This window comes from Mesorhizobium sp. M7A.F.Ca.US.007.01.2.1 (genome assembly GCF_003998165.1).
Taxonomy (GTDB): Bacteria; Pseudomonadota; Alphaproteobacteria; order Rhizobiales; family Rhizobiaceae; genus Mesorhizobium; species Mesorhizobium ciceri.
In genome coordinates this window covers 16,822-40,339 of the sequence record NZ_RZQP01000027.1, presented here as the reverse complement: position 1 = coordinate 40,339, position 23,518 = coordinate 16,822, and the positions used below count along the sequence as shown (strand labels likewise).

Here is a 23,518-nt window from a genome sequence, read left to right as displayed (position 1 = left end):
TTGTTGGTGCCGGCCTTGGTTGGAGCGCCGAAGCCGATGGTCGTCTTGCAGGCGATCATCGTCGGCTTGTCGGAGTGACGAGCGGCTTCGATGGCATAGGCGATGGCTTCCGGATCGGTGCCGTCGATGTGGCTGGCGTTCCAGCCCGAGGCCTGGAAGCGGGCGACCTGGTCGGTGTTGTCGGCAAGCGAGACCGGGCCGTCGATCGAGATGTTGTTGTTGTCCCAGAAGACGATCAGCTTGTTGAGCTTGAGATGGCCGGCAAGCGCGATGGCTTCCTGGGAAACACCTTCCATCAGGCAGCCGTCACCGGCCAGTACGTAGGTGTAATGGTCGACGAGGTCGTTGCCGAAGGCTGCGTTCATGATGCGCTCGCCGAGCGCGAAGCCGACCGAATTGGCGAGACCCTGGCCGAGCGGGCCGGTGGTCGTCTCTATGCCGGTGGCATGGCCGTATTCGGGATGGCCGGCGGTCTTCGAGCCCAACTGGCGGAAATGCTTGATCTGGTCGATCGTCATGTCCTCGTAGCCGGTCAGGTGCAGCAGCGAATAGAGCAGCATCGAACCGTGGCCGGCCGACAGGATGAAGCGATCCCGGTCGGGCCAATGGGGGGCCTTCGGATCATATTTCAGGAACTTCGTGAACAGCACCGTGGCGATATCGGCGCAGCCCATTGGCAGGCCTGGATGGCCGGAATTTGCCTTCTCGACGGCGTCCATGGAGAGAAAGCGGATCGCATTGGCCATCCGGTCATGTTGTTCACGCGACGTCATGGTTCCTCCAGAAGTGGGGGTTTGGGGGCTTGGGAGAGCCCTTGAAAAGGGTGCGCGACACATAGCAGGCGCGGGCTTTTAGTCAACAAATCGGGTGCACATTTGCCGGTCTTGTGATGCCGGCGGCGGACCTACATTAGCGTTAGCGGGGGACAGTCGCGAGAGCTTTGTTGACGTTGCCTTCACCCGGTGCCTAATGTTTCAGGGATAACGCGTTCTGAACGTGAACGATTCGGTGATGGGCAGGGCACAGGACGAAGGCCATGACCGGGGAAGCCACACTCAAGGAAGTCATCGCGAGGCTGGGCAAGGCCATCGAGGGGCTGGAAAACGCCGTCGCGGCCAAGCTCGAGCATGAACGCGACTACTCCGAAGCCGAGGCCGAGGTGCAGCGGATGAATGCCGATCGCTCGCGGCTGGCGCAGGAACTCGATAATTCCGAAGCGCGCGCCGAACGGCTGGAAGATGCCAACAAGGAAGTCTCGCGACGTTTGGTGACTGCCATGGAAACCATCCGCGCCGTGTTGGACAGATAGGAGCTGGCCCGATGGCACAGGTCACGGTTTCAATCGACGGCAAGCAGTATCGCATGGCCTGCGACGAGGGCCAGGAAGAGCATCTGATCGACCTTGCCGAGCGCTTCGACCGCTATGTTTCGCACCTGAAGGATTCATTCGGCGAGATCGGCGATCAGCGGCTGACCGTGATGGCCGGCATCATGGTGATGGATGAACTCTCGGAGTTGCAGAAACGCGTCAAGGGCATGGAAAGCGAAGTGCTGACCTTGCGCAAGACCCGCGACGAGGCTCTGACCAAGGCCGACAAGAGCGATAGCGTGCTGACCAACGCGCTCAGCGCGCTGGCACAGCGCATGGAAGACCTGACTGTGACAATGGCGGTCAACAAGAGCTGAGGCAGGATCTCTCCTGTCCAGCCCAACAGGCTCTCATCCGCGTGCCGAGCATTCGGCAGCATAAAAATGCTCGCGTGCCGCCGACAAGAGTTTCATATTGTCTTGCAGTCACAATTTTTGCGCTAAGATGCAACGATGCCCGGGCGGGGCAGCTCGATGGCGGCATGGGTTGCCGCTTGTCGTTCCTCGCTGCCGACGGGTTCCGTTTACAGGGGAGATGTACCATGAGCCTTCGTATCAACGACATTGCGCCGGATTTTACCGCCGAGACCACGCAAGGGACGATCAAATTCCACGACTGGATCGGGGACGGATGGGCGATCCTGTTCAGTCATCCCAAGAATTTCACGCCGGTCTGCACGACCGAGCTTGGCACGATGGCGGGGCTCGAAGGCGAATTCAAGAAGCGCAACGTCAAGATCATCGGCATTTCGGTCGATCCGGTCGAAAGCCACGGCAAGTGGCAGGACGACATCAAGACGGCGACCGGCCATTCGGTGAACTACCCGCTGATCGGCGACAAGGACCTCAAGGTCGCCAAGCTCTACGACATGCTGCCGGGCGGTGCCGGCGAGACGTCGGAAGGCCGCACACCGGCCGACAATGCCACGGTGCGCTCGGTCTATGTCATCGGACCGGACAAGAAGATCAAGCTGGTGCTGACCTACCCGATGACCACGGGCCGCAACTTCGATGAGATCCTGCGTGCGGTCGATTCCATGCAGCTGACCGCCAAGCATCAGGTGGCGACGCCGGCAAACTGGAAGCAGGGCGAGGACGTCATCATCACCGCTGCCGTCTCCAACGAGGACGCGATCAGGCGCTTCGGCGCTTATGAGACCATCCTGCCGTATCTGCGGAAGACCAAGCAGCCCTCTGCCTGACCGCTCCTCGGAACAGTTTTTGGCTTTCCTGTCGCCGCGAGCGAAATGATGCTTGACTGGCTCACCCGAGCGGACAACCATGCTCCTCTCGGGTGTCGTCAGAGAAAATCATTCCTGACGACCGAGAGTTGGGGAAGCCAGAATTGGACGTAGCTTTGGCCAGGCCGCAGGTCAGCGGCTTCTACGACAAGCCGACCGGGGCTATCCAGTATGTCGTCGCCGACCAGGCGACGAAACGCTGCGCCATCATCGATCCGATCCTCGATTTCGATGAGAAATCCGGTGCTACGGCAACGACGAATGCCGATATCCTGCTCGACTTCGTCAGCGAGCAGGGGCTGAGCGTCGAATGGATCCTCGACACCCATCCGCACGCCGATCATTTCTCGGCGGCGCACTATCTGAGGGAGAAGACCGGAGCGCCGACAGCGATCGGCGACAGGGTCGTCGACGTCCAGAATTTGTGGAAGGCGATCTACAACTGGCCGGATTTTCCCGCCGACGGTTCGCAGTGGGACAGGCTGTTTGGTGAAGGCGAAACCTTCACGGTCGGCACGCTTCCGGTCAAGGTGCTGTTCTCGCCCGGCCATACGCTGGCGTCGATCACCTATGTGATCGGCGATGCCGCCTTCGTCCACGACACGCTGTTCATGCCCGACAGCGGCACAGCGAGGACGGACTTTCCCGGCGGCAGTGCCGCGCGGCTCTGGCGCTCGATCCAGGACATACTGGCGTTGCCGGACGAGATGCGGCTGTTCGTCGGTCATGACTATCAGGCCGGCGGCCGCGAACCCTTGTGGGAAAGCACGGTCGCCATACAGAAGGCGACCAACACCCATCTTGCCGCCGCCCGCAGCGAGGCCGAGTTCGTCGCCCTGCGCGAGGCGCGCGACAGGACGCTGCCGATGCCGAGGCTGATCCTGCATGCGCTGCAGGTCAACATGAATGGCGGGAGGCTGCCCGAACCCGAGGCGAATGGCCGGCGGTACCTGAAGTTTCCGCTGGATGGGCTTTGAGAGATCGCTGCCGGCGAAGCTGCAATCTCCCCCCTTGCGGGGGAGATCGGATGTCGTCTCCGCTTTCGCCAACCACACAAGAAAAAAAGCGGCGCCAGTTTCCTGGCGCCGCCTTTAGATCTTGTGGCCTTTAGCCGGCTTTAGGCTGCGGGCTGCGCCTCAATGGTGCGCAGCGCCTGGGTCTGGCGCTTGGCGGCGGCCTTGACCGCATCCTGTACCTTCTCGAAGGCGCGCACCTCGATCTGGCGCACGCGCTCGCGGCTGATGTCGAATTCGGACGAAAGCTCTTCCAGCGTCAGCGGCTCCTCGGCGAGGCGACGGGCCTCGAAGATGCGCCGCTCGCGCTCGTTGAGCACGGCAAGAGCGCCCGACAGCATGCCGCGCCGGTTTTCCAGCTCGTCCTGCTCGATCAGCATCTCTTCCTGGCTTTCGTGGTCGTCGACCAGCCAGTCCTGCCACTCGCCGGACTCACCTTCGCTCGCCCGGATCGGGGCATTGAGCGAGGCATCGCCCGACAGGCGGCGGTTCATCGACACCACTTCGGCTTCGGAAACGTTCAGCCTGGTGGCGATCTCGGCGATCTGGTCGGGCTTCAAGTCGCCGTCGTCGAGCGCCTGGATCTTGCCCTTCACCTTGCGCAGGTTGAAGAACAGGCGCTTCTGGTTGGCGGTCGTGCCCATCTTGACCAGGCTCCACGAGCGCAGGATGTACTCCTGGATCGAGGCCTTGATCCACCACATGGCATAGGTCGCGAGGCGGAAGCCGCGCTCGGGTTCGAATTTCTTGACGGCCTGCATCAGGCCGACATTGCCTTCCGAGATCACTTCGCCGATCGGCAGGCCATAGCCGCGATAGCCCATGGCGATCTTGGCGACGAGCCTGAGATGGCTGGTGACGAGCTTGTGCGCAGCGGAGGTGTCTTCATGCTCGGCATAACGCTTGGCGAGCATGTACTCTTCCTGCGGCTGCAGCATGGGAAAGCGGCGGATTTCTTCCAGGTAGCGGCTGAGGCCGCCTTCGCCGGAAACGATACTGGGTAGTGACTGGGCCATGATAGCGCCCCCTCTCTATTGGAGTGATGCCCCCGAAACGCGGCGGGCATGTGACGCGAGCACCAAAAGGCTCGCCCGCGACATCGGATCTTATACAGGAACAAAACCAGAAAAGACAGGCATTTGTTCAACACGAAACAGTGTGTCACGGTGAAGTGAACAATGTCAGTCAGGTTTTTTGATGGCTTGTCGGTGACGGGTTCAGAATTTGCGAAAACCGCCGACGAGTTCCTCCATGTCCCTCGGTAACGGCGCCTCGAACCTCATCGTTAAATGGGTAGTGGGGTGGCGAAATGCAAGGAGCCAGGCATGCAAAGCTTGCCGGGGAAATGCCTTGACCTGGCTTTTCAGCGGTTCCGGCAGCCGGTTGGCCTTGGTGCGGAAGGCCTGGCCATAATCGGGGTCGCCGATCACCGGATGACCGATATGCGCCATGTGGACACGGATCTGGTGGGTGCGGCCGGTCTCCAGCCGGCATTCGACCATGCTGGCCGTGGCAAACTCCTGTTGGCTCTCGCCGAAGCGCTCCTGCACGGCAAAGTGGGTGACCGCATGGCGGGCGTCGTCGCGTCCTTCCGGCACCACGGCACGGCGCACGCGGTCGGCGGCGCGGCCGAGCGGCGCGTCGACCCTTCCGGTCGGCCTCTGCGGTATGCCCCAGACCAGCGCCAGATAGGCACGTTCGAGATCGCCGGTGAGGCCGTGATCGGCGAAAGCCTCGGAGAGTGACTTGTGGGCGCGGTCAGTCTTGGCGACCACCATGACGCCGCTGGTCTCCTTGTCGAGGCGGTGGACGATGCCTGGCCGCCGCACGCCGCCAATTCCGGAAAGGCTGTCGCCGCAATGATGGATCAGCGCGTTGACCAGCGTACCGGTCCAGTTGCTCGCTCCGGGGTGCACGACAAGCCCGGCCGGCTTGTTGATGACAATCAGCTCGTCGTCCTCATAAAGCACATCGAGTGCGATGTTCTCGCCCTGCGGCTCCGCCGGCTCCGGCTCCGGCATGGTAACCGACACGCTTTCGCCCGGCGCCATCTTGCGCTTGGTCTCATCGATCAGCTTGCCGTCGACCGAGACCGCGCCTTGCCTGATCAGCATCTGCACGCGGCTGCGTGACATGTCCGGACCAAGCCTTGCCGCCAGCCACTGGTCGAGGCGCTGACCGGCCGCGTCCGCATCCGCCACCAGCACGGTCGGTACCGCCTCTATCAATTCAGGGGCCTCTTCGTTATGAGCGCTCATTGAAAAACCGTTCCGGAACTGTTTGCCATGGCCAGCCCGATCGCCGAAGAAGACCAGGATAAGCCGCTCGACCCCGAGGTCGAAAAGGTGCGCAGGAAACTCGTCCGCTTCGTCGGGATCAATCTCGGCCTGCTGTTCCTCGCCCTTATGGTGGTGATCGGCGCCCTTGTCTACAAAGCGCGCAATGCACCGCCGGCGAACCCGCCGCTGGCCGGGGATATCCAGACACCCGCCGGCGAACCGGTCAGCGGCGACATCGTGCTGCCGGTCGGGGCCAAGGTGGTCAGCCAGTCGCTGTCCGGCAACCGTGTCTCGATCGACGCCGAGCTTGCCGACGGCAGCCGGACGATCTTCGTCTACGACATCACTGAGCGACGCCTGATCGGCCGCTTTGCGATCCGCAACAAGTGACCGAGCCGCAACGATGAACGGCAGCAGGCCAATGAAGCCTCGGGGATGAACGGGTTCGCCGAACATCGTCGCGTCGCCACGGTCGCCCTGGTCGTCGCCAATTATGACGAGGCGATCGCCTGGTATGTCGAGAGGCTGGGTTTCCTGCTCGTCGAAAATGTCGATCTCGGCGGCGGCAAGCGCTGGGTCACAGTGGCGCCGGCCAACGGGCAGGGCGCCAGGCTGCTGCTGGCCGAGGCTTCCGACGAGGCACAAAGCAAAAGTATCGGCAATCAGACCGGCGGCCGTGTCTTCCTGTTCCTGGAAACCGACGACTTTGCCCGTGACCACGCGGCGATGCTGGAGAAGGGCGTCGAATTCCGCGAAGCACCGCGCTTCGAGCCCTACGGCACGGTGGCGGTTTTCGCCGATCTGCATGGCAATCTCTGGGATCTGATCGAACCGAAACGATAGGCTGACGGCCGGCTTTTCCTCGACCGGGGAAAGCGGCCTAACCCCAGTTGCTTTTTCCCAGCGCTCAGCCTATATCGCCGGTTCTTGAACGCGCCCATCGTCTAGCGGTCAGGACACCGCCCTCTCACGGCGGGAACAGGGGTTCGATTCCCCTTGGGCGTACCAAGTTTTTCGACAAATTTGCAGGATCCCGTCGATTTCGTTTCTGAAGTCGCGGAGCCTCGATACTGTGGCGTCCGGGAAACCCGCTCTGCACAGGTAGCCGCAGCCTTAAAAACTCCCAGTGGCACCAACCAACCCGGCCTTTATTTCATTCGTCTGGCAAATGTTAACGGACGCGAAACCGAGAACCTTAACGTCCCCGCAACTCACGGCGAATATTAGTTTTCGCTTTAGTAGCTGTAGGAGGTTGAAATGCAGAAAATAGCTTGTCGTTTCGCTTGGGACGAGTCTGGCGCGACCGCGATCGAGTATGGCTTGATCGCGGCTCTCATCGCGCTCGCGATCATCACCGGCGCCGGGGCGGTTGGCAATTCGCTCAACGGGATCTTCACGACCGTCGGCACTACGGTCAACAGCAGCGGCTCGTAAGTCGGTACATCAATTCGGTCGGCTATCGGCCGGATTCGCCGATCTCAGCCTCCAAAAGCGTAGCGCGTACGTGCTTCCGATGCCGGGCATCGGAAGTGCGGACGGCGCACTTTCCATCAGTCGGCTTTATCCGTTGCGTCACCGCGTTCGTCGCTTCTGGCGCCGCGGAGCTGTTTGCATTAGCATCACATCATGGATCCTGGGGTACGGCTCCAGCGGCGCGCAGAACGCCGCGCTGTCCGTAAGGCCAGTTGATCCATGGGGGAGGAAGGCCAATGCAGAAGCTGCAATCGCAGGGCGTCCATCACATCACGCTGGTCGGCGCCGGGCGCCAGACCTCTATCGATTTCTGGGAAGGCGTGCTCGGCATGCCGTTTATCTTCGAACAGCCCAATCTCGACAAGCCGAGGGAAAGCCACCTCTATTTCGATCCCGGCGACGGCCGGCTGATCACTATCTTCACCGACGAGAGCCGGACGCCGGAGAAGCGGCGCACGCCGACCGATCCGGGCTGTGTTCACCACATCGCCTTTTCGGTGTCGCGCGTCACCTTCCTGCAGGCGGTCTCCCGGCTTGACGAGCGCGGCATCAAGCACAGCGGCGTCAAGGATCGCGGTTTCATGGATTCGATCTATTTCGAGGATCCGCTCGGCCTGCTGATCGAGTTGGCGTCCTACCGCTTCGAACCGCCGGCGGGCTTCACCCATGCGGATGTGCTGATGGAAGCGCACAGGCTGCGGGTCGGGCGCGGCGACTACAACATCGCCGAAGTGCATCTCGCCGATGCGATCCAGACGCTCGTAGAGCGTTCCCGTGCCACCCTGTCGGACGATCGGGCGCCGAAGAACCCATACTGAACAGACCAGAGGGAGGAACAAGATGGCCAAGACAGCGACGAAGACTGCCGGGAAATCCGCGGCCAAAGCTGCCGCCAAGCCGGCGGCGAAAGCTGCGGCAACGCCAAAAGCCAAGGCGGCCGCCAAGCCTGCGGTGAAGGCGACGGCAAAAGCCGCGCCCAGGGCCAAGGCCAAGCCGGCCAAGAAGCCGGCGCTGAAGCTCAGCATGCTGAAGCCCAGCGTCAACAACATGACCGTGCGGGTGTTTGCGCGCGCGGCGGGTTTCGACCACGCCGAGACCGATGCCTGGGGCCATACCCGTTCGCCGGAGTTCATGGCGCGAAATCCCGCCCATTTGACACCGATGATCGAAGACAAGGGCCTGCCCAGAGGCGTGCTGTGGGAAAGCTGCGCCATCATGCAGTATCTCGCCAACAAGCACGGGTTGGAGAAATTCTATCCGAAGGCGCCGGCCAAGCGGGCGATGGTCGACAGTGCGATGTTCTACCTGATCGGCACGCTCTACCCCTATGTGGCGCGCGCCACCTATCCGGCGCTCGGCTTCCCGCACTATGCCGGCGAGGTCGGCCACAGCGACGCCCATCCCGACAAGAAGTCCGAAGCCCAGAAGGCGGCGATGGCGGCGATTGCCGAGCCGCTGGAGGTCTTCCACTCGTTCTTCACGGACGGCAAGCCGTTCATCGGCGGCAAGCATCCGTCGATCGCCGATATCCGGCTGGCGGCGACGCTCGAATTTCTGGCCGTCATCGACTATGCCTTGCCCACATGGGCGAAGGACTATGTGGCGGCGATTGAGAAGAAGCTCGGCAAGGCCTATAGCGAGCCGGCCGGCGACGTGCGCGGTTATATCGCCCATGTGAAGTCCCAGGCCAAGGCCTGAGCTTAAGGGTTCGTTAACCAAAGCCCTGTCTACTGCAGGCAATTCGCTTTCGGCCCGCGACCACGGATGTACTGGCGCAGAACGTCGCAGCGATAGGAAAGGTCGGCGCAATGCCGGCCTTTTGCTTTTCGCAGCTTTGTTCGACGCAATTCCCAAGGGAAAAGCGTTATGCGCTTTTCCGGGAAAACCGTTTCACACTTAACCGGCATTGCTTTATCGCCAGGCGCGATCGAGCAGCGATCAGACCGCGCAAGCCCAGTCAGGTGTCGCTTTTTCGGCGTCAAGTTTGCCGAGAGATATTGCCATTGCCGACGTTGGCCCTACCATCCATTGAGCGTCCCAGATGGACCGTGGTCAGGCGTGAGGGCTGGCGATGAAAAGCGTTGCGAGACGGATTGCGGTTGCGGGCGTGATGCTGGCGGGCGCTGTTCATGCGTCAAGTGCAGCTGAACTCAACACGATGGACGATGTCGGGGCCGCGATCCAGGCTTGCTGGACACCGCCGGCGGGAGCGGGAACCGCCAGCGTCACCTTGAGCTTCAGCTTCAAGCGGGACGGCACGCTGATCGGCCCACCGAGGCCGACAGCCATCAAGGTAGAAGGCGATGCCAAGGCGAAGAAGTCCTTTGTCGACGCCGCAACGACCGCCTTGCAGAATTGTCTGCCCCTGACCTTCTCAGCGAAACTGGCGCAAGGCATCGCCGGCAACGTGTTCACGTTGCAATTCGCCTCTCCCAAGTAGGCACCCGCCGCCGGCTCAATGGTGACTGCGCCTTGCCGCGGCATGCCGGGCAAGATCGGGCGTTTCGAAGACGTAGTCGTTCCAGGCCGATTCCGGAACCTGACCGGCCAGATAGCATTCCAGCAACAGGCTTTGTTCGGGATTGAGAGGCCTTGGCGCGCGCTGATCCAGCCCCAGCGAGTGAAACAGGTTTCTTGTCAGGTCCGAGACGGTGAAGTGGATCGACATCTGCGTTCTCCCTTTGGTCCTTCAACGCGGAAGACCGGGCAAAGGTTTCGAACGCCTGGCGATAATGGCGGTCCGTTTCGTTGCAGGTCCGCGGCGAGGGTCGGGCTTGCGCTTTCCTTCGAGGTTCGTCTCAATCTTGAAATAAAAATGTAATATCGAATTTACACGAGATGACGTAATACAATAGACAAAAGCTTACTCGGGCTGAAGTTCTTGAGATAATTAGAGTTTACTCATATAGCTGAAGCTTGTGTAATTTATGGACTGTAATTCCGGGTTCTCCGCAAACAGGACCGAGTTGTCCCGATGATCCGTTTCTGGCCTTCCATGATGCTCGCATTGATTTCGCTGGCGGCGGTTTTGTTCGGGACGCTTTCGTCCTACGCGGACAGCTGCGGCGCGATCAGAAGCCAGTTGCTTTCGGGTGGCCGCAGCAACGGGGCGAACCCGGAGCTTGCTCAACTGCGCCGGCAACTTGCAGCCATCCAGACTATCGAGAGACAGCGCCAGTGCACGGCGAAAAGTTCGCTTGGTGGTCTCTTCAACGCTTGCGCCGATCTCGCCAGGAGCCGCTCGGATGTGCAGCGCCGGATCGCTGCCGCCGGGAATTCAGGCCGCGACACGGCGGGTCTGCAAGCGCGCCTCGTGGCGCTCGGCTGCGCGCCTTCGGCAAAGCAACGGTCTGCGCGCGCCGCGCCCGGCACCCAATCGGCGAGCACCACGTTCGGCGGCAATGCGATGCTGTTTTGCGTGCGTCTGTCGGACGGGTATTTCTTCCCGGCGCCAAAGTCGCAATTCGCCGCCAGCGGTGATCTGAAGGAGACGGCCGATCAATGCCGTTACATCTGCGATGACCCCAGCGTCGACCTCTACACGTTGAGCGATGCCAGCCTCGAAACCGACCAGATGGTCGCGCTCGACACGCGCAAGCCTTATACCGAACTGCCGGCAGCCTTCAGATATCGCGATGATGCGAATTTCAAGGCATGCGACGTCAAGCGATACTACCAGCGGGTCACCGAACTGCGAGCCAGGACTGTGACGCCCGCCAACATGCGCAATGCCATTATTCCGCTGCCGACGGCGAAGCCGGATCTCGGCACGGTTGCGGCCGTCCCTGGAATCGATGCCGAAGCGCCAGGTGCCGCCCAGCACCTTTCGATCGAGGCCGGCAAGCGGTCGGTGCGCGTGGTCGGCCCGGCGTTTTTCCCGGCCGAATGATCGCCGGCTTCCCCAATTGGCGATCGCCGGTTGCGGCGTGCCTGCTGCGATGCGGTTGCCTGATCCGGCTGGAACAGAGAGGCGCTCACGGCGTTGTGATCGACATCAGCCGGGAGAAACGCCGTGGCTACGTTCCGGGAAATGCGGGTGCTGGAGATCGTCGAAGATGACTCGCTGACCACCGAACAGAAAATCGCCGAACTGCGCGAGATCGAATCCGAGGCGCGTGGGCTGCAGCGGGCTGCCTCGGAGGGTCCGATGGACGACGATGACGGCTGGCAGGAAGATCTGCGTCAGGTTCGTCTTGCACTCGACAAGCTCGGTGCCAAGGAGCCGAAAAAGGGTGCTGCTTCACTTTGAGGCCGGGTCACCGAAGCTATCCGCGGATCGCGTCTTGATCGCATCGCATCCGAAAACCGGGTCCCGCTTTTAGGGACCCGCTCCGGTCTAATCGCAGACCATGCGAGCTCTCTTGCCAGGCTCGCTGACGTTCCTGCAGGTCAGCGGTTTCGCTGGCGCCGATAGGGAAGCGGACGCAGGCAACCTCGTCTGGTGCCGTCTCGGTGCGGTATGGCTGACCTTGCGCTCGGAAAAACGCCGGTCCGGCTGCGGCGCCACAGGAAAAGCGCCGTTCTCGACCTCGGATTGCCCATAGTCGACATTCGGTGGCGGCCGATCCCAGAATCGCCGGACATCAAGCGGTCTCGGGATGACGACCGTGCCGTCATAACTGCGCGAGCAACCGCCGCCGAAAAGCAGCGCCAGCCCCATGAAAAAAGGCACAATCCGTCCAAGCATCAGCAATACCCCTGCCGTTGCTTATATAGCGGGTTCGACCCCGCCGACAACCGGGCGGAATGAAGCAGACCGCGCCGCGCAATCCTGTCCAACCGACCGTTAAGGTTAGCGGATCCTTAATGCTTCTCGGGCAGATTCCGCCGACGAACCGCGGAGGAGGGTTCGGCCTTGGTTTTCGGGGTGGGGACGGCATGGCGGAAGCGGACGAAACAATCGGCGCGCGCGGCAAGCGCGGGCCTCGCAGATCCACAGTGCATGGCGACGATGCCTCATCGTCCGCCTCTTGCATGGATTCGAACGATGCGCTTCGCCGACTCGTCGAAGCCGGTTCGGACTGGGTCTGGGAAACGGACGCCGAACTGCGCTTCTCCTGGCTTTCGCAAAATTACCAGGCCGCCACCGGCATCGATCCGGCAAACGTGCTTGGCCGGTTCCGCTTCGACTTCCTCAACCAGGTCCTGAACGGCGATCGCAGTGGCGCGGCGCATCTGGAGGATCTGCAGGCGCACCGGCCTTTTCGCGACTTCGTCTACGAGCTCAAGGCTGGCAGCGTCGACTGTCGCTGGGTTTTGACGTCAGGCTTTCCAAAGTTCGACGACGAAGGAAGATTTGCCGGCTATCGCGGCATCGGCCGCAACGTCACGGCTCTGGCCGGCGCCTTCAAAAATCTGGGGCGGGAACCATCGGGTGACGGCGAGCCCGACCAGCATCTGGCCGACCTCGAGCGGACGATGGACGCCATGCATATGGGCGTCGTGCTTCTCGATGCCAGGCTCGACACGCTGATCGTCAACAAGGCCTATCGCGACCTCTCGAGGATTCCGGACGGCGCTGTTGCCGTCGGCGCTCCGTTCAGCCTGTTGATGGAGCTCAACCGCAGCAGCGGCATCTATGGCGACATCGACGAACAGCAATGGCAGCGCTACCTCGCTACTCGCCTCGACGAGATTCGCGCCGGATCCGTCGCGCCGCGCGAATTTGTCCATGCCAACGGCAGGACGATGATGTTTTCGGTGACGGCGTTGTCCGGGGGCAGGCGGCTGCTGACCTACTATGAGGTCACCGAGATCAAGCAGCGCGATGCGGAGATCAAAAACGCCAATGCCAGGAATGCCGAGACCTTCGCCAGTCTCCGCACAATGGTCGACCAGATGCCGATCGGTGTCCTCGTGCTCGACGCCGATATGCGCGCCGAGATCATCAACCGTGCTTTCTATGATTTCTGGCAGATCGACGCCCGGCGCGCCGAGATCGGCTGCAGCTTCCGCGATCTGATGGACGCCAGCCGCGACATCGATCCGTTCGGTGCCGACGATGCGTCCTGGCAGCGGCATGTCGCCGAGCGCGAGGCGGAAATCAGGGCCGGGATCGCTGCTTCACGGCAGTTCCCACGCAATGACGGCCGCACGCTGATATCGTCGATGGCGCCGCTGGCCGGCGGGAAGCGGCTGATCTCCTATGTCGACGTCACCGACATGAAGGACCGGGAGGCCGAACTTGCCGACGCGCTGGAAAAAGCGCGGCTGGCGGAAGCGGTGATCAACGCCGTCAAGGATCCGATCTTCGTCAAGGACGACCATCTGCGTTTCGTCTTCGTCAACGAGGCGTTCGCCGCTCTGTTTGGCCAGACGCCGCAAGCCATGCTCGGCAAGCCCGGCGGCGATTTCCTCCCAACGAACGCTGTCGCGCTTTTCGAGCAGAGCGAACGTGACGTCCTTGCCACCGGGCGGCCGTACGAAGTGGAAGAGAATTTCGAGGTCGACGGCGCCAGCCGCTCGCGCATCGTCCGGAAGAGCCGCGTCGGCATGGCCAGCGGCCGCAACTACGTTGCCGGCTTCCTGTTCGACATTTCCGACATGAAGCGCCGCGAGACGGAGGCGCAGGACGCACGCAAGCATCTCGCCAGCGTGCTGGAATCCTTGCCGGCCGCCGTGATCATCTACGATCGCGATGACAGGTTCGTTTTCGCCAACCGCAAGATCCAGGATACGCTGCCGGCCTTGAAGCCGGCGTGGCAGCCCGGCTGTACATTTCGCGAAGCACTCGTGCTGGGTCATGCGAACGGCTATTTCCGCAGCAGCGGCGATCCGCAAATCGACCAGCTCTACGACAGCGATCATGACCGCTGGCTGGACGCGATCCTCGCCCGCTACCGCTTGCCCAGTTCCTCCTACGAGCGTCACAATCCCGATGGCCGCTGGTATCAGGTCTACGACATGCGGACCGACGACGGCACCTTCATCGGTGTTCGCGTCGACATCTCCGAGATCAAGAGCCGCGAGGCGGCATTGCGCGATTCCATGCGCCAGATCGACCTGTTCCGGCATGTGATGGACGAGTTGCCGGTGGCCGCCTTCATCAAGGCGCAGGACCTGAGCATCGAATTCGTCAACAAGGCCTGGTGCGCGATCACCGGCTTGGCCAAGGAGGATGTCATCGGCCGCACCGACCGGCAGTTGTTCGGCGCGCAGGACGCGGATGGCTACAGCCATGACGACACGCAAGTCGCCGTGACGGGCGTCGTCAAGGAGGTCGAGGAACCCGTCACCCATCGCGACGGCACGGTTCGGCAGTTGATGACCCGCAAGAGCCGCCTGGTGGCGCTGGACGGGTCGGTGCATCTGGTCGGCTCGAGCACCGACATCACCGACGTCAAGGCACGCGAGCGTGCGCTGGAAGAAAGCATGCGCGAGAACGAGGTGTTCCGCAGCCTGATCGACAATGTACCGGTATCGATCTACGCCAAGCGCTCCGATCTCAGGCAGTTCTATGTCAACAAGGGTTGGTGCGATCTGACGGGCTTCAGCAAGGAAGAGGCCATCGGCAAGACCGACATCGAGATTTTCGGGCCGGATGGCGAGGCCTTCGTCAACGGCGACCTCGCCGTGCTGCGCACCGGCGAAACTCAGGAGGTCGAAGAGACGGTGACGCTGGCCGACGGCAGCGTCAGGCATCAATTCGCCCGCAAGGGCGCGATGATCGCCTCCGACGGTTCGCTCTACCTGATCGGCTCGACCACCGACATCACCGAGCTGAAGATGCGGGAGGCCGAACTGCGCGAGGCGCGTCAGCGCGCCGTGCTCGCCGACCGCGCCAAGTCGGAATTCCTCGCCAATATGAGCCATGAGATACGTACGCCGATGAACGGCGTGCTCGGCATGGCCGAACTGCTGGCCAAATCGGACCTCGACCCGAAGCAGAAGACGTTTACCGACATCATCGTGAAGTCGGGCAATGCGCTGCTCACCATCATCAACGACATACTGGACTTCTCCAAGATCGATGCCGGTCAGCTGGTGCTCGATCCGGCGCCGTTCAATCTTGCCGAAGCGATCGAGGACGTGGCGACGCTGGTGTCGACGCGCGCCAAGGAGAAGGACCTCGAGCTGATCGTACGTGTCGAGCCTCGGCTCGAGAGCCTATTCATCGGCGATGTCGGCCGCATCAGGCAGATCGTCACCAACCTGCTCGGCAATGCGGTGAAATTCACCGATGAGGGCCATGTGCTGGTCGACGTCACCGGCGAGAGGGTTCCAACCGGAACGAAGCTCACCATTTCGGTCACCGATACGGGCATCGGTATCCCCGAGGAAAAACTGAAACTGGTGTTCGAGAAATTCAGCCAGGTCGACACTTCATCGACGCGGCGGCACGAGGGGACCGGCCTCGGCCTCGCCATCACCTCGCGGCTCGTCGAGCTGATGGGCGGCGACATCGGGGTCGAAAGCGCCGAAGGCAAGGGTTCGACGTTCTGGTTCTCGGTGACGCTGCCGAGGGCCGGACAGCAGAACGGACAACGCATCATGCCGATCGACGTGACCGGCGCGCGTGTCCTGATCGTCGACGACAATGCCGTCAACAGGGCGATCCTGACCGAGCAGATGACATCATGGACGTTCGATTCCTGCGCGGCCGAAAGCGGCGCCGAAGGCCTCAAGGTGCTGATCGCCGCAGCCGCCTATGGCGTGCCGGTCGATTGCGTCGTGCTCGACTACCAGATGCCTGAAATGAGCGGCGCCGAAATGGCGCGGATCGTGCGCAACACCGCTGGCCTTGCCGGAACGCCGATCATCATGCTGACCTCGGTCGACCAGTCGCTCGCCAACACCAGCTATCGCGATCTCGGCATCGATGCCCAGCTGATCAAACCGGCGCGCTCTTCGGTGCTGCTGGAAACGCTGGTCGCCACCATCCAGCGGCATCGCCACAACACTGGCGGCAGCGACGCGCAGCCGCTCGCGGCCGACGTCGCTGCGAGCAATGTGACGCGGCCGCAGCCCTCGGCACCGTCCGAACAGCGGGCGCTGCTGCAGCCGCCTTCGATTCGCCCCCGGCCACCGGTGGCGGCTGGTGGCAACAGGCTGGACATACTGGTGGCCGAGGACAATGAGGTAAACCAGATGGTGTTCACCCAGATCCTCGGCGAGACCGGTTATGGTTTCGAGATCGTCGGCAATGGCCGCAAGGCGCTCGACACCTTCGGCCGGCTCAACCCGTGCATGATCCTGATGGATGTCTCCATGCCGGAGATGAACGGTCTCGAAGCGACCGCCGCCATTCGCCGGCTGGAGGAAGAAACCGGCACGCATGTGCCGATCGTCGGCGTCACCGCGCATGCGCTGAAGGGCGACCGCGAGCGCTGCCTGGAGGCAGGCATGGACGACTATCTGCCCAAGCCGATCAGTCCCCGGGCGCTGCTCGAGAAGGTCGAGCGCTGGGTCGGCGCCAGCCGGCAGGCTCAGCGCAACGCCGGGTAGGGCCGGTCCTGCCTGTCCGAGTGCCGGAAATACGGCGAAGATTCGCGCCCTGCCAGCGGCCAAAGACTATGGTGCGATCGCACCATATCAAAGGTTGTATCCAGTCGAGACAATGGCGGCGTTCGATTCCTCCCTTTCCAGTTACGGGCGGGAGCAGCGACCGCCGGCATGAGACAGCGTCAACCTACCCCAACGGACCTGTTTTCGGCGATGGCCCGGCCATGACACCGTCTGGCTGAGAGCAACGCGCTCCCGTCCGGCTTTTTTTCGTAAAGGCCGGCTAACCCCAAATCGCCGGCCAATCTCGGCCCCCAAGCGGAGCAAGTCTCTGATTCCGGGGACAAAGCCGGGCTGCGTGGTCAGTGCCGGCCAGGCGGCGTTTTGCTCCTCGCGATGACGCGTTACCGGGGTGACATCAAACTGTCATGCGACTGTTATAATCGAAGGCTATTGGCCTCAGCGGGCGCCGACTGACGAGCGCCGAGAGACCATCTTCCGAACAGGAGCAGGCCACATGAAGAAATTCCTCTATACGGCGTCGGCCGCTGCGCTTGCGCTCGCCGCGTCGTCCGGCTTCGCCGCCGCGCGCGACCAGATCCAGGTCGCCGGATCATCGACCGTGTTACCTTATGCCAAGATCGTTGCCGAGCAGTTCGGCGAAACGTTCACCAACTTCAAGACCCCGGTCGTCGAATCCGGCGGCAGCGGCGCCGGCATCAAGGAATTCTGCAAGGGCGTCGGCGAAGACACGATCGACATCGCCAACTCGTCGCGTCCGATCAAGGCGGACGAACTCAAGTCCTGCGCCGCCGCCGGCGTGAAGGAAGTCCAGGAAGTCCGGATCGGCTATGACGGCATCGTCTTCGCCACCGACGTCAAGGGCCCGGACTGGGCCCTGGTTCCCGCCGACATCTACAAGGCGCTCGCGGCCAAGCTGGTCGTCGACGGCAAGCTCGTCGACAATCCGAACACCAAGTGGAGCCAGGTCAATCCGAAGCTGCCCGACTGGGACATCGCCGCCTACATTCCGGGCGAAAAGCACGGCACGCGCGAAGTGTTCGAGACCAAGCTCCTCGATGCCGGCTGTGACAAGGCTGCTCTCAAGGCCGCCGGCATTGCCGACGACAAGGAAATCGGCAAAACCTGCATTGCCATCCGCAAGGACGGCAAGGCCGTCGACATCGATGGCGACTATACCGAGACGCTCGCCCGCATCGACTCCAACAAGACCGGCGTCGGCGTGTTCGGCCTCGCCTTCTATGAGAACAATGCCGACAAGCTGAAGGTCGCCACCGTGGAAGGTATCGTGCCTTCGACCGAGACGATTGCCAGCGGCAAGTATCCCGTCTCGCGCCCGCTGTTCTTCTACGTCAAGAAGGCGCATCTGGGCGTCGTTCCCGGCCTCAAGGAATATGTCGAGTTCTTCCTCGACGACCAGATGGTTGGCCCGGAAAGCCCGCTCGCCGAATACGGCCTCGTTGCTGCTCCGGATGCCGAGCGTCAGGCCCAGCGTGACGCTTTCGCCGCCGGAAAGTCGATGTAATCAAGCTGCCGAACCGGGGTGCGGGTCAAATCCGCGCCCCGGTTTCACCGCAGGCCGCAATGGCGGCTGCGTTAGAATTTCCCTTGGGGTGGGTCCATGTCGTCCTTGCTCGTACTGGCCATCGTCGTTGCCCTCGGCCTGGTTGCCTTTTTCATCGGCCGGCAGCGTGCCGCGGCCCAGGACAATGGCAAGGTCAAGCCGCATTCGCGTGCCCACTATCACGGCTGGTGGGCGTTCCTGCTCGCCGTCCTGCCTGCTCTTTTGCTGCTTGCCGTCTGGGCCGTCGGTTCTTCGGTCTATCTTGACCGGCACATCCACGCTGCCTTGCCCGAGCGTACCGTCGACAGCAAGGTTGCCAGCGAGGCACTGGATGTCAGCCTGGTAAAGAGCCTCGCCAGGGGCCTGCGCAAACTCGATGCTGGCACACTGGCCGCAATGCCTGCCAGCTTTGCCGAGTTGCAGCCGCTGCTCGCCGCCAAGGGCGTGGCACTGGCGAGCGACACACAGGATTACATGATCCCGATCGCTGTCGAGGCGAACAAGGTCCAGGACCGGCTCGGCCTGTTCGGTGCCATTGTCATTCTGGCTTCCTCGATCGCCGGCGCCTTCTATGCGCTCAGGCAGATCGAGCCGCGCGCCAGGGCGCGCAACAATGTCGAGCGGCTGATGCTGTGGGGGCTGCTTGCCGCCTCCACCATCGCCATCCTGACCACCGTCGGCATCGTGCTTTCGATGCTGTTCCAGACGATCACCTTCTTCGAGAGCGTCTCGCCGATGAGTTTCTTCTTCGGCACGGTCTGGGATCCGCGTTTTGCCGCTGCCGGTTCGGGCGGCAGCCAGGGCCAGTTCGGCCTGATCCCGCTTCTTGCCGGCACGCTCTATATCGCCGCCGTCGCGCTGCTGGTTGCGGTGCCGGTCGGGCTGATGTCGGCTGTCTACATGGCCGAATACGCAACGCCCAGGGTGCGCTCGGTGGTCAAGCCGGCGCTTGAACTGCTGGCCGGCATACCGACCATCGTCTACGGCATCTTCGCCGTCGTCACGCTTGGGCCGTTCCTGCGCGACCTGTCCGCGGCGCTGACCGGCGGCTCGCCGTTCATCCAGGGCCAGAGCATCTTCACCGCCGGCCTGGTCATGGGCGTCATGCTGATCCCGGTCGTCTCCTCTCTCTCAGACGACATCATAACCGCGGTGCCGCGCGCCATGCGCGACGGGTCGCTCGGCCTCGGCGCGACCCGCTCCGAGACGATCAAGCGGGTGATCCTGCCGGCGGCACTGCCCGGCATCGTCGGCGCCATCCTGCTGACTGCCTCGCGCGCCATCGGCGAAACGATGATTGTCGTGCTGGCGGCGGGCGTCGCCGCCAACCTCACCATCAACCCGTTCGAGGCGATGACGACCATCACCGTCAAGATCGTCAACCAGCTCACCGGCGACCTTGAGTTCAATTCGCCGCAGACGCTGGTCGCCTTCGCGCTCGGGCTGACGCTGTTCACGCTGACGCTGGTGATGAACATCGTCGCGCTCTACATCGTGCGCAAATATCGGGAGCAGTACGAATGACCGACATTCCCATGGATACGATGGTCAGGCCGGCGGCCCATCCGCGCCGCGACATCGGCCTGAAGGCCCGTTACGCCGCCGAACGCCGTTTCCGCATCTATGGCGTCGTGGCGATTTCCGTAGGCCTGGCGTTCCTGGCAATCATGCTGATCACCATCGTCTCGAAAGGCTACACCGCCTTCTGGCAGACGACGGTGTCACTGCCGATCACGTTCGACGAGAAGGTGATCGATCCTTCCGGCAAGCGCGCAACCGATCCGAGCGTTCTGATCAAGGCGAATTATCCCAAGCTCGCGGAAAACGCGCTGGTGGCCAAGCTCGGCATCTCTCCTGATGACAAGCCGATGATCCAGAAGCTCAAGGGCTTCCTTTCGGAAGGCGCCCGCGTCCAGTTGCGCGACATCGTTGCCGCCGATCCCTCGGTGATCGGCACGACACGCGACGTCAACATCCTCGCCGCCGCCAATCTCGACTCCGCTTTCAAGGGCCAGATCGACCTCAGTGTCGAGGAAGCGCGACGCAAGGTCTCGGACCAGCAGATCACCTGGATGAACAAGCTCAAGGCCGAGGGCGCGATGGCCGAGCACTTCAACAGCGGCCTGTTCACCTACGGCGCCTCCAGCCGCCCGGAAACCTCGGGCATGGGCGTGGCGATCATCGGCTCGTTTTATATGATGGTGATCGTGCTGCTGCTCGCGCTGCCGATCGGCGTCGCCGCCTCCATCTATCTGGAGGAATTCGCCAAGAAGAACCGTTTCACCGACCTTATCGAGGTCAACATCAACAATCTGGCCGCAGTGCCGTCAATCGTCTTCGGCTTGCTCGGCCTCGCGGTGTTTATCAATTTCCTGGGCATGCCGCGCTCCGCCGCTTTCGTCGGTGGCCTGGTGCTGACGCTGATGACGCTGCCGACGATCATCATCGCGACGCGCGCCGCGCTTGCCGCGGTGCCGCCGTCGATCCGCTCGGCAGCTCTCGGCCTTGGCGCCTCCAAGATGCAGATGGTGTTCCAGCACATCCTGCCGCTTGCCGCGCCCGGCATCCTCACCGGCACCATCATCGGTCTTGCGCGCGCGCTCGGCGAAACCGCGCCGCTGCTGTTGATCGGCATGGTCGCCTTCGTCGCCGATCCACCGACGACGCCTTTCGATCCGGCCACCGCGCTGCCGGTGCAGATCTATATGTGGGCGAACGAGGCCGAACGCGCCTTCGTCGAGCGCATGTCCGGCGCCATCATCATCCTGCTCGTCTTCCTCATGGCCATGAACATCACCGCGATCGTGCTTCGGCGTCGGTTCGAGCGGCGCTGGTAGAAAAAAGGCATTTTGGTATGAACATCATGACCGAACAGTCCCTTGAAAACGCAGTGGGCGACAAGATGAAGTCGAACGAAGTGATCAAAATGCGCGGCGACAAGGTCGGCGTGTTCTACGGCGAGAAGCAGGCGCTGTTCGACGTCGATCTCGACGTCCGCCTGAACCAGGTGACGGCGCTGATCGGCCCCTCCGGCTGCGGCAAGTCCACCTTCCTGCGCTGCCTCAACCGCATGAACGACACCATCGATTCAGCACGGGTAACCGGCAAGATCACGCTCGACGAAGAGGACATCTACGACAAGAACATCGATGTCGTCGAACTCAGGGCGCGCGTCGGCATGGTGTTCCAGAAACCCAATCCGTTCCCCAAGTCGATCTACGAGAACGTCGCCTATGGGCCGCGCATCCACGGATTGGCCAAGCGCAAGGCCGACATGGATCAGATCGTCGAGTCCAGCCTGAAGAAGGCGGCAATCTGGAACGAGGTGAAGGACCGTTTGCAGGAACCTGGCACGGGTCTTTCCGGTGGCCAGCAGCAGCGCCTGTGCATTGCACGCGCCATCGCCGTGTCACCCGAGGTGATCCTGATGGACGAACCGTGTTCGGCGCTCGACCCGATCGCCACCGCTCGTGTCGAGGAACTGATCGATGAACTGCGTCAGAACTATACGATCGTCATCGTCACCCATTCGATGCAGCAGGCAGCGCGCGTGTCGCAGCGCACCGCGATGTTCCATCTTGGCTATCTGGTCGAGGAGGGCGCCACCGACAAGATGTTCACCACCCCCGACGACAAACGCACCCAGGACTACATCACCGGCCGGTTCGGCTGATCTCTGGCATATGAGGGACGAAGATCATGGGTGAACATACCGTCGCATCTTTCGATGAGGATCTGGAGCAGATCAGCCAGCTGATCCGCGACATGGGCGATCTCGCCCGCTCGATGGTCGGTGGCTCGACCAGGGCTTTGCTCAATTCGGACAATGCGCTGGCGCAGCGGGTGGTTTCCGACGACGCCATCATGGATGCACGCCAGCGCGAGCTGGACGATCGTGCCATCACGCTGATCGCCAAGCGCCAGCCAATGGCCAACGATCTGCGCGCGGTAGTCGGTTCGATCCGCATGGCCGGCGACCTCGAGCGCATCGGTGACCTTGCCAAGAACATCGCCAAGCGCGTCGGCACTGTCGGGCTGAGCGTCACGCCGCACGACCTTTCGCATTCGATCGACGCGATGGCGCAGCTGGTGCTGATCCAGGTGCAGGGGGTCGTCGACGAGTATGCCGCCGCTGACGCGGCAGCGCTTGCCACGCTCAGAAACAATGATGAACGCATCGACGTCAAATACACATCGGTGTTCCGCGAACTGCTGACCTACATGATGGAAGATCCGCGCAACATCACGGCGTGCACGCACCTGTTGTTTTGCGCCAAGAACCTCGAGCGGATCGGCGACCACGTGACCAACATCGCCGAAAATGCCTATTATGTTTTGACCGGCACGCAGTTGCCAGCCAATCGTCCGAAGCAGGACGAGACGGCAATGTCCGCGCCAGCGGCATGACAGGGGTGACCAGCCGATGATCGCGCCACGCATCATGGTGGTGGAGGATGAGGAGCCGCTAGGCGTGCTGCTCCGCTACAATCTCGAATCCGAAGGTTACCAGGTCGAGGTGGTGACGCGCGGCGACGAGGCCGAAATCCGGCTGCAGGAGAACGTTCCAGACCTTCTGGTGCTCGACTGGATGGTGCCTGCGGTTTCCGGTATCGAACTCTGCCGCCGGCTAAGGATGCGTCCCGAGACCGAGCGGCTGCCGATCATCATGCTGACCGCGCGAGGCGAGGAAAGCGACCGCGTGCGCGGCCTCTCGACCGGTGCCGACGACTATCTGGTCAAGCCTTTCTCGACGCCGGAGTTCATGGCCAGGGTCAAGGCGCTGCTGCGCCGGGCCAAGCCGGAAGTGCTGTCCAGCGTGCTCAAGGTCGGCGATATCGTGCTCGATCGCGAGTCGCACCGTGTCTATCGCAAGAAGAGCGAGATCCGGCTCGGGCCGACGGAATTCCGCCTGCTTGAATTCATGATGCGCCATCCAGGCCGCGTGTTCTCGCGCAGCCAACTGCTCGACAATGTCTGGGGCGAGACGATCTACATCGACGAACGCACGGTCGATGTGCATGTCGGCCGGCTGCGCAAGGCGGTCAACAACGGCCGCATGCCCGATGTCATCCGCACCATCCGTGGGGCGGGTTACGCCATTCGCGAGGACTGAACTCC

Annotated in this window: 23 protein-coding genes and 1 tRNA gene; 20 read left to right on the top strand and 4 right to left on the bottom strand. The window is 62.3% G+C overall.

Features of this window, described 5'->3' with window-relative positions; all coding sequences use genetic code 11:
* Positions 1 to 773: transketolase family protein (locus EN949_RS07870; RefSeq protein ID WP_164782483.1), on the bottom strand; the 773-nt coding region annotated here is incomplete at its 3' end.
* A gap of 263 nt (positions 774 to 1,036) precedes the next feature.
* Here EN949_RS07870 and EN949_RS07865 point away from each other — a divergent pair.
* From EN949_RS07865 to EN949_RS07850, 4 genes are all read left to right on the top strand, one after another.
* Positions 1,037 to 1,309, top strand: coding sequence for a DUF4164 domain-containing protein (locus EN949_RS07865; RefSeq protein WP_013529251.1), 273 nt, complete (start codon positions 1,037 to 1,039; stop codon positions 1,307 to 1,309).
* An 11-nt stretch (positions 1,310 to 1,320) separates the two neighbouring features.
* Positions 1,321 to 1,686 carry a cell division protein ZapA gene (locus EN949_RS07860; protein ID WP_013529252.1) on the top strand — a complete coding sequence of 122 codons (366 nt, stop codon included), beginning with the start codon at positions 1,321 to 1,323 and terminating at the stop codon, positions 1,684 to 1,686.
* A gap of 224 nt (positions 1,687 to 1,910) precedes the next feature.
* Positions 1,911 to 2,570, top strand: coding sequence for a peroxiredoxin (locus tag EN949_RS07855; RefSeq protein ID WP_013529253.1), 660 nt, complete (start codon positions 1,911 to 1,913; stop codon positions 2,568 to 2,570).
* Positions 2,571 to 2,713: 143 nt separating this feature from the next.
* Positions 2,714 to 3,586 carry an MBL fold metallo-hydrolase gene (locus EN949_RS07850; protein ID WP_064993255.1) on the top strand — a complete coding sequence of 291 codons (873 nt, stop codon included), beginning with the start codon at positions 2,714 to 2,716 and terminating at the stop codon, positions 3,584 to 3,586.
* Positions 3,587 to 3,726: 140 nt separating this feature from the next.
* Here EN949_RS07850 and rpoH read toward each other — a convergent pair whose 3' ends face one another.
* Complete coding sequence (gene rpoH, locus EN949_RS07845) at positions 3,727 to 4,638, bottom strand: RNA polymerase sigma factor RpoH (RefSeq protein WP_013529255.1); 912 nt, start codon at positions 4,636 to 4,638, stop codon at positions 3,727 to 3,729.
* Positions 4,639 to 4,839: 201 nt separating this feature from the next.
* Positions 4,840 to 5,880, bottom strand: a complete 1,041-nt coding sequence (locus EN949_RS07840; protein WP_127367176.1) for an RluA family pseudouridine synthase — start codon at positions 5,878 to 5,880, stop codon at positions 4,840 to 4,842.
* A gap of 27 nt (positions 5,881 to 5,907) precedes the next feature.
* On the opposite strand from EN949_RS07840, the gene EN949_RS07835 reads away from it, so the two are divergent.
* The 7 genes from EN949_RS07835 (at position 5,908) to EN949_RS07805 (ending at position 9,814) form a co-directional block, all read left to right on the top strand.
* Entirely contained in the window at positions 5,908 to 6,291 is a 384-nt protein-coding gene (locus EN949_RS07835; protein ID WP_013529257.1) for a fimbrial protein, read from the top strand.
* A 45-nt stretch (positions 6,292 to 6,336) separates the two neighbouring features.
* Positions 6,337 to 6,744, top strand: a complete 408-nt coding sequence (locus EN949_RS07830; RefSeq protein WP_127367327.1) for a VOC family protein — start codon at positions 6,337 to 6,339, stop codon at positions 6,742 to 6,744.
* 90 nt (positions 6,745 to 6,834) lie between these two features.
* Positions 6,835 to 6,909, top strand: a tRNA-Glu gene (locus tag EN949_RS07825).
* A 249-nt stretch (positions 6,910 to 7,158) separates the two neighbouring features.
* Positions 7,159 to 7,335, top strand: a complete 177-nt coding sequence (locus tag EN949_RS07820) for a Flp family type IVb pilin (RefSeq protein WP_013529259.1) — start codon at positions 7,159 to 7,161, stop codon at positions 7,333 to 7,335.
* A gap of 275 nt (positions 7,336 to 7,610) precedes the next feature.
* Positions 7,611 to 8,192 (top strand): VOC family protein, encoded by a 582-nt coding sequence (locus tag EN949_RS07815; protein ID WP_013529260.1) that lies wholly within the window; start codon positions 7,611 to 7,613, stop codon positions 8,190 to 8,192.
* A 22-nt stretch (positions 8,193 to 8,214) separates the two neighbouring features.
* Entirely contained in the window at positions 8,215 to 9,072 is an 858-nt protein-coding gene (locus EN949_RS07810) for a glutathione S-transferase family protein (protein ID WP_127367328.1), read from the top strand.
* 412 nt (positions 9,073 to 9,484) lie between these two features.
* Positions 9,485 to 9,814, top strand: coding sequence for a hypothetical protein (locus EN949_RS07805; RefSeq protein ID WP_224620216.1), 330 nt, complete (start codon positions 9,485 to 9,487; stop codon positions 9,812 to 9,814).
* Between the two features lie 15 nt (positions 9,815 to 9,829).
* Here the strand turns inward: EN949_RS07805 and EN949_RS07800 are convergent, their stop codons facing one another.
* Positions 9,830 to 10,042, bottom strand: coding sequence for a hypothetical protein (locus EN949_RS07800; RefSeq protein ID WP_013529263.1), 213 nt, complete (start codon positions 10,040 to 10,042; stop codon positions 9,830 to 9,832).
* A 306-nt stretch (positions 10,043 to 10,348) separates the two neighbouring features.
* On the opposite strand from EN949_RS07800, the gene EN949_RS07795 reads away from it, so the two are divergent.
* The 9 genes from EN949_RS07795 to phoB all read left to right on the top strand — a co-directional run bounded on the left by EN949_RS07795 (position 10,349) and on the right by phoB (position 23,513).
* Positions 10,349 to 11,263, top strand: a complete 915-nt coding sequence (locus EN949_RS07795; protein ID WP_127367512.1) for a DUF2865 domain-containing protein — start codon at positions 10,349 to 10,351, stop codon at positions 11,261 to 11,263.
* A 123-nt stretch (positions 11,264 to 11,386) separates the two neighbouring features.
* Positions 11,387 to 11,623, top strand: a complete 237-nt coding sequence (locus EN949_RS07790) for a hypothetical protein (protein WP_013529265.1) — start codon at positions 11,387 to 11,389, stop codon at positions 11,621 to 11,623.
* 629 nt (positions 11,624 to 12,252) lie between these two features.
* Positions 12,253 to 16,818, top strand: coding sequence for a PAS domain-containing protein (locus EN949_RS07780; protein WP_164782482.1), 4,566 nt, complete (start codon positions 12,253 to 12,255; stop codon positions 16,816 to 16,818).
* 514 nt (positions 16,819 to 17,332) lie between these two features.
* Positions 17,333 to 18,361, top strand: a complete 1,029-nt coding sequence (locus EN949_RS07775) for a substrate-binding domain-containing protein (protein ID WP_127366503.1) — start codon at positions 17,333 to 17,335, stop codon at positions 18,359 to 18,361.
* A gap of 96 nt (positions 18,362 to 18,457) precedes the next feature.
* On the top strand, positions 18,458 to 19,924 hold the full coding sequence (gene pstC, locus EN949_RS07770) for a phosphate ABC transporter permease subunit PstC (protein WP_063173198.1): 1,467 nt from the start codon (positions 18,458 to 18,460) through the stop codon (positions 19,922 to 19,924).
* Complete coding sequence (gene pstA, locus EN949_RS07765) at positions 19,921 to 21,237, top strand: phosphate ABC transporter permease PstA (protein WP_013529270.1); 1,317 nt, start codon at positions 19,921 to 19,923, stop codon at positions 21,235 to 21,237. Before pstC ends, pstA begins: the two co-directional genes overlap by 4 nt.
* A 17-nt stretch (positions 21,238 to 21,254) precedes the next feature.
* Positions 21,255 to 22,073, top strand: coding sequence for a phosphate ABC transporter ATP-binding protein PstB (gene pstB / locus EN949_RS07760; protein ID WP_013529271.1), 819 nt, complete (start codon positions 21,255 to 21,257; stop codon positions 22,071 to 22,073).
* A gap of 26 nt (positions 22,074 to 22,099) precedes the next feature.
* On the top strand, positions 22,100 to 22,807 hold the full coding sequence (gene phoU, locus EN949_RS07755; protein WP_013529272.1) for a phosphate signaling complex protein PhoU: 708 nt from the start codon (positions 22,100 to 22,102) through the stop codon (positions 22,805 to 22,807).
* A gap of 16 nt (positions 22,808 to 22,823) precedes the next feature.
* Positions 22,824 to 23,513, top strand: a complete 690-nt coding sequence (gene phoB / locus EN949_RS07750; protein WP_010911896.1) for a phosphate regulon transcriptional regulator PhoB — start codon at positions 22,824 to 22,826, stop codon at positions 23,511 to 23,513.
* The last annotated feature ends 5 nt before the right edge of the window (positions 23,514 to 23,518 follow it).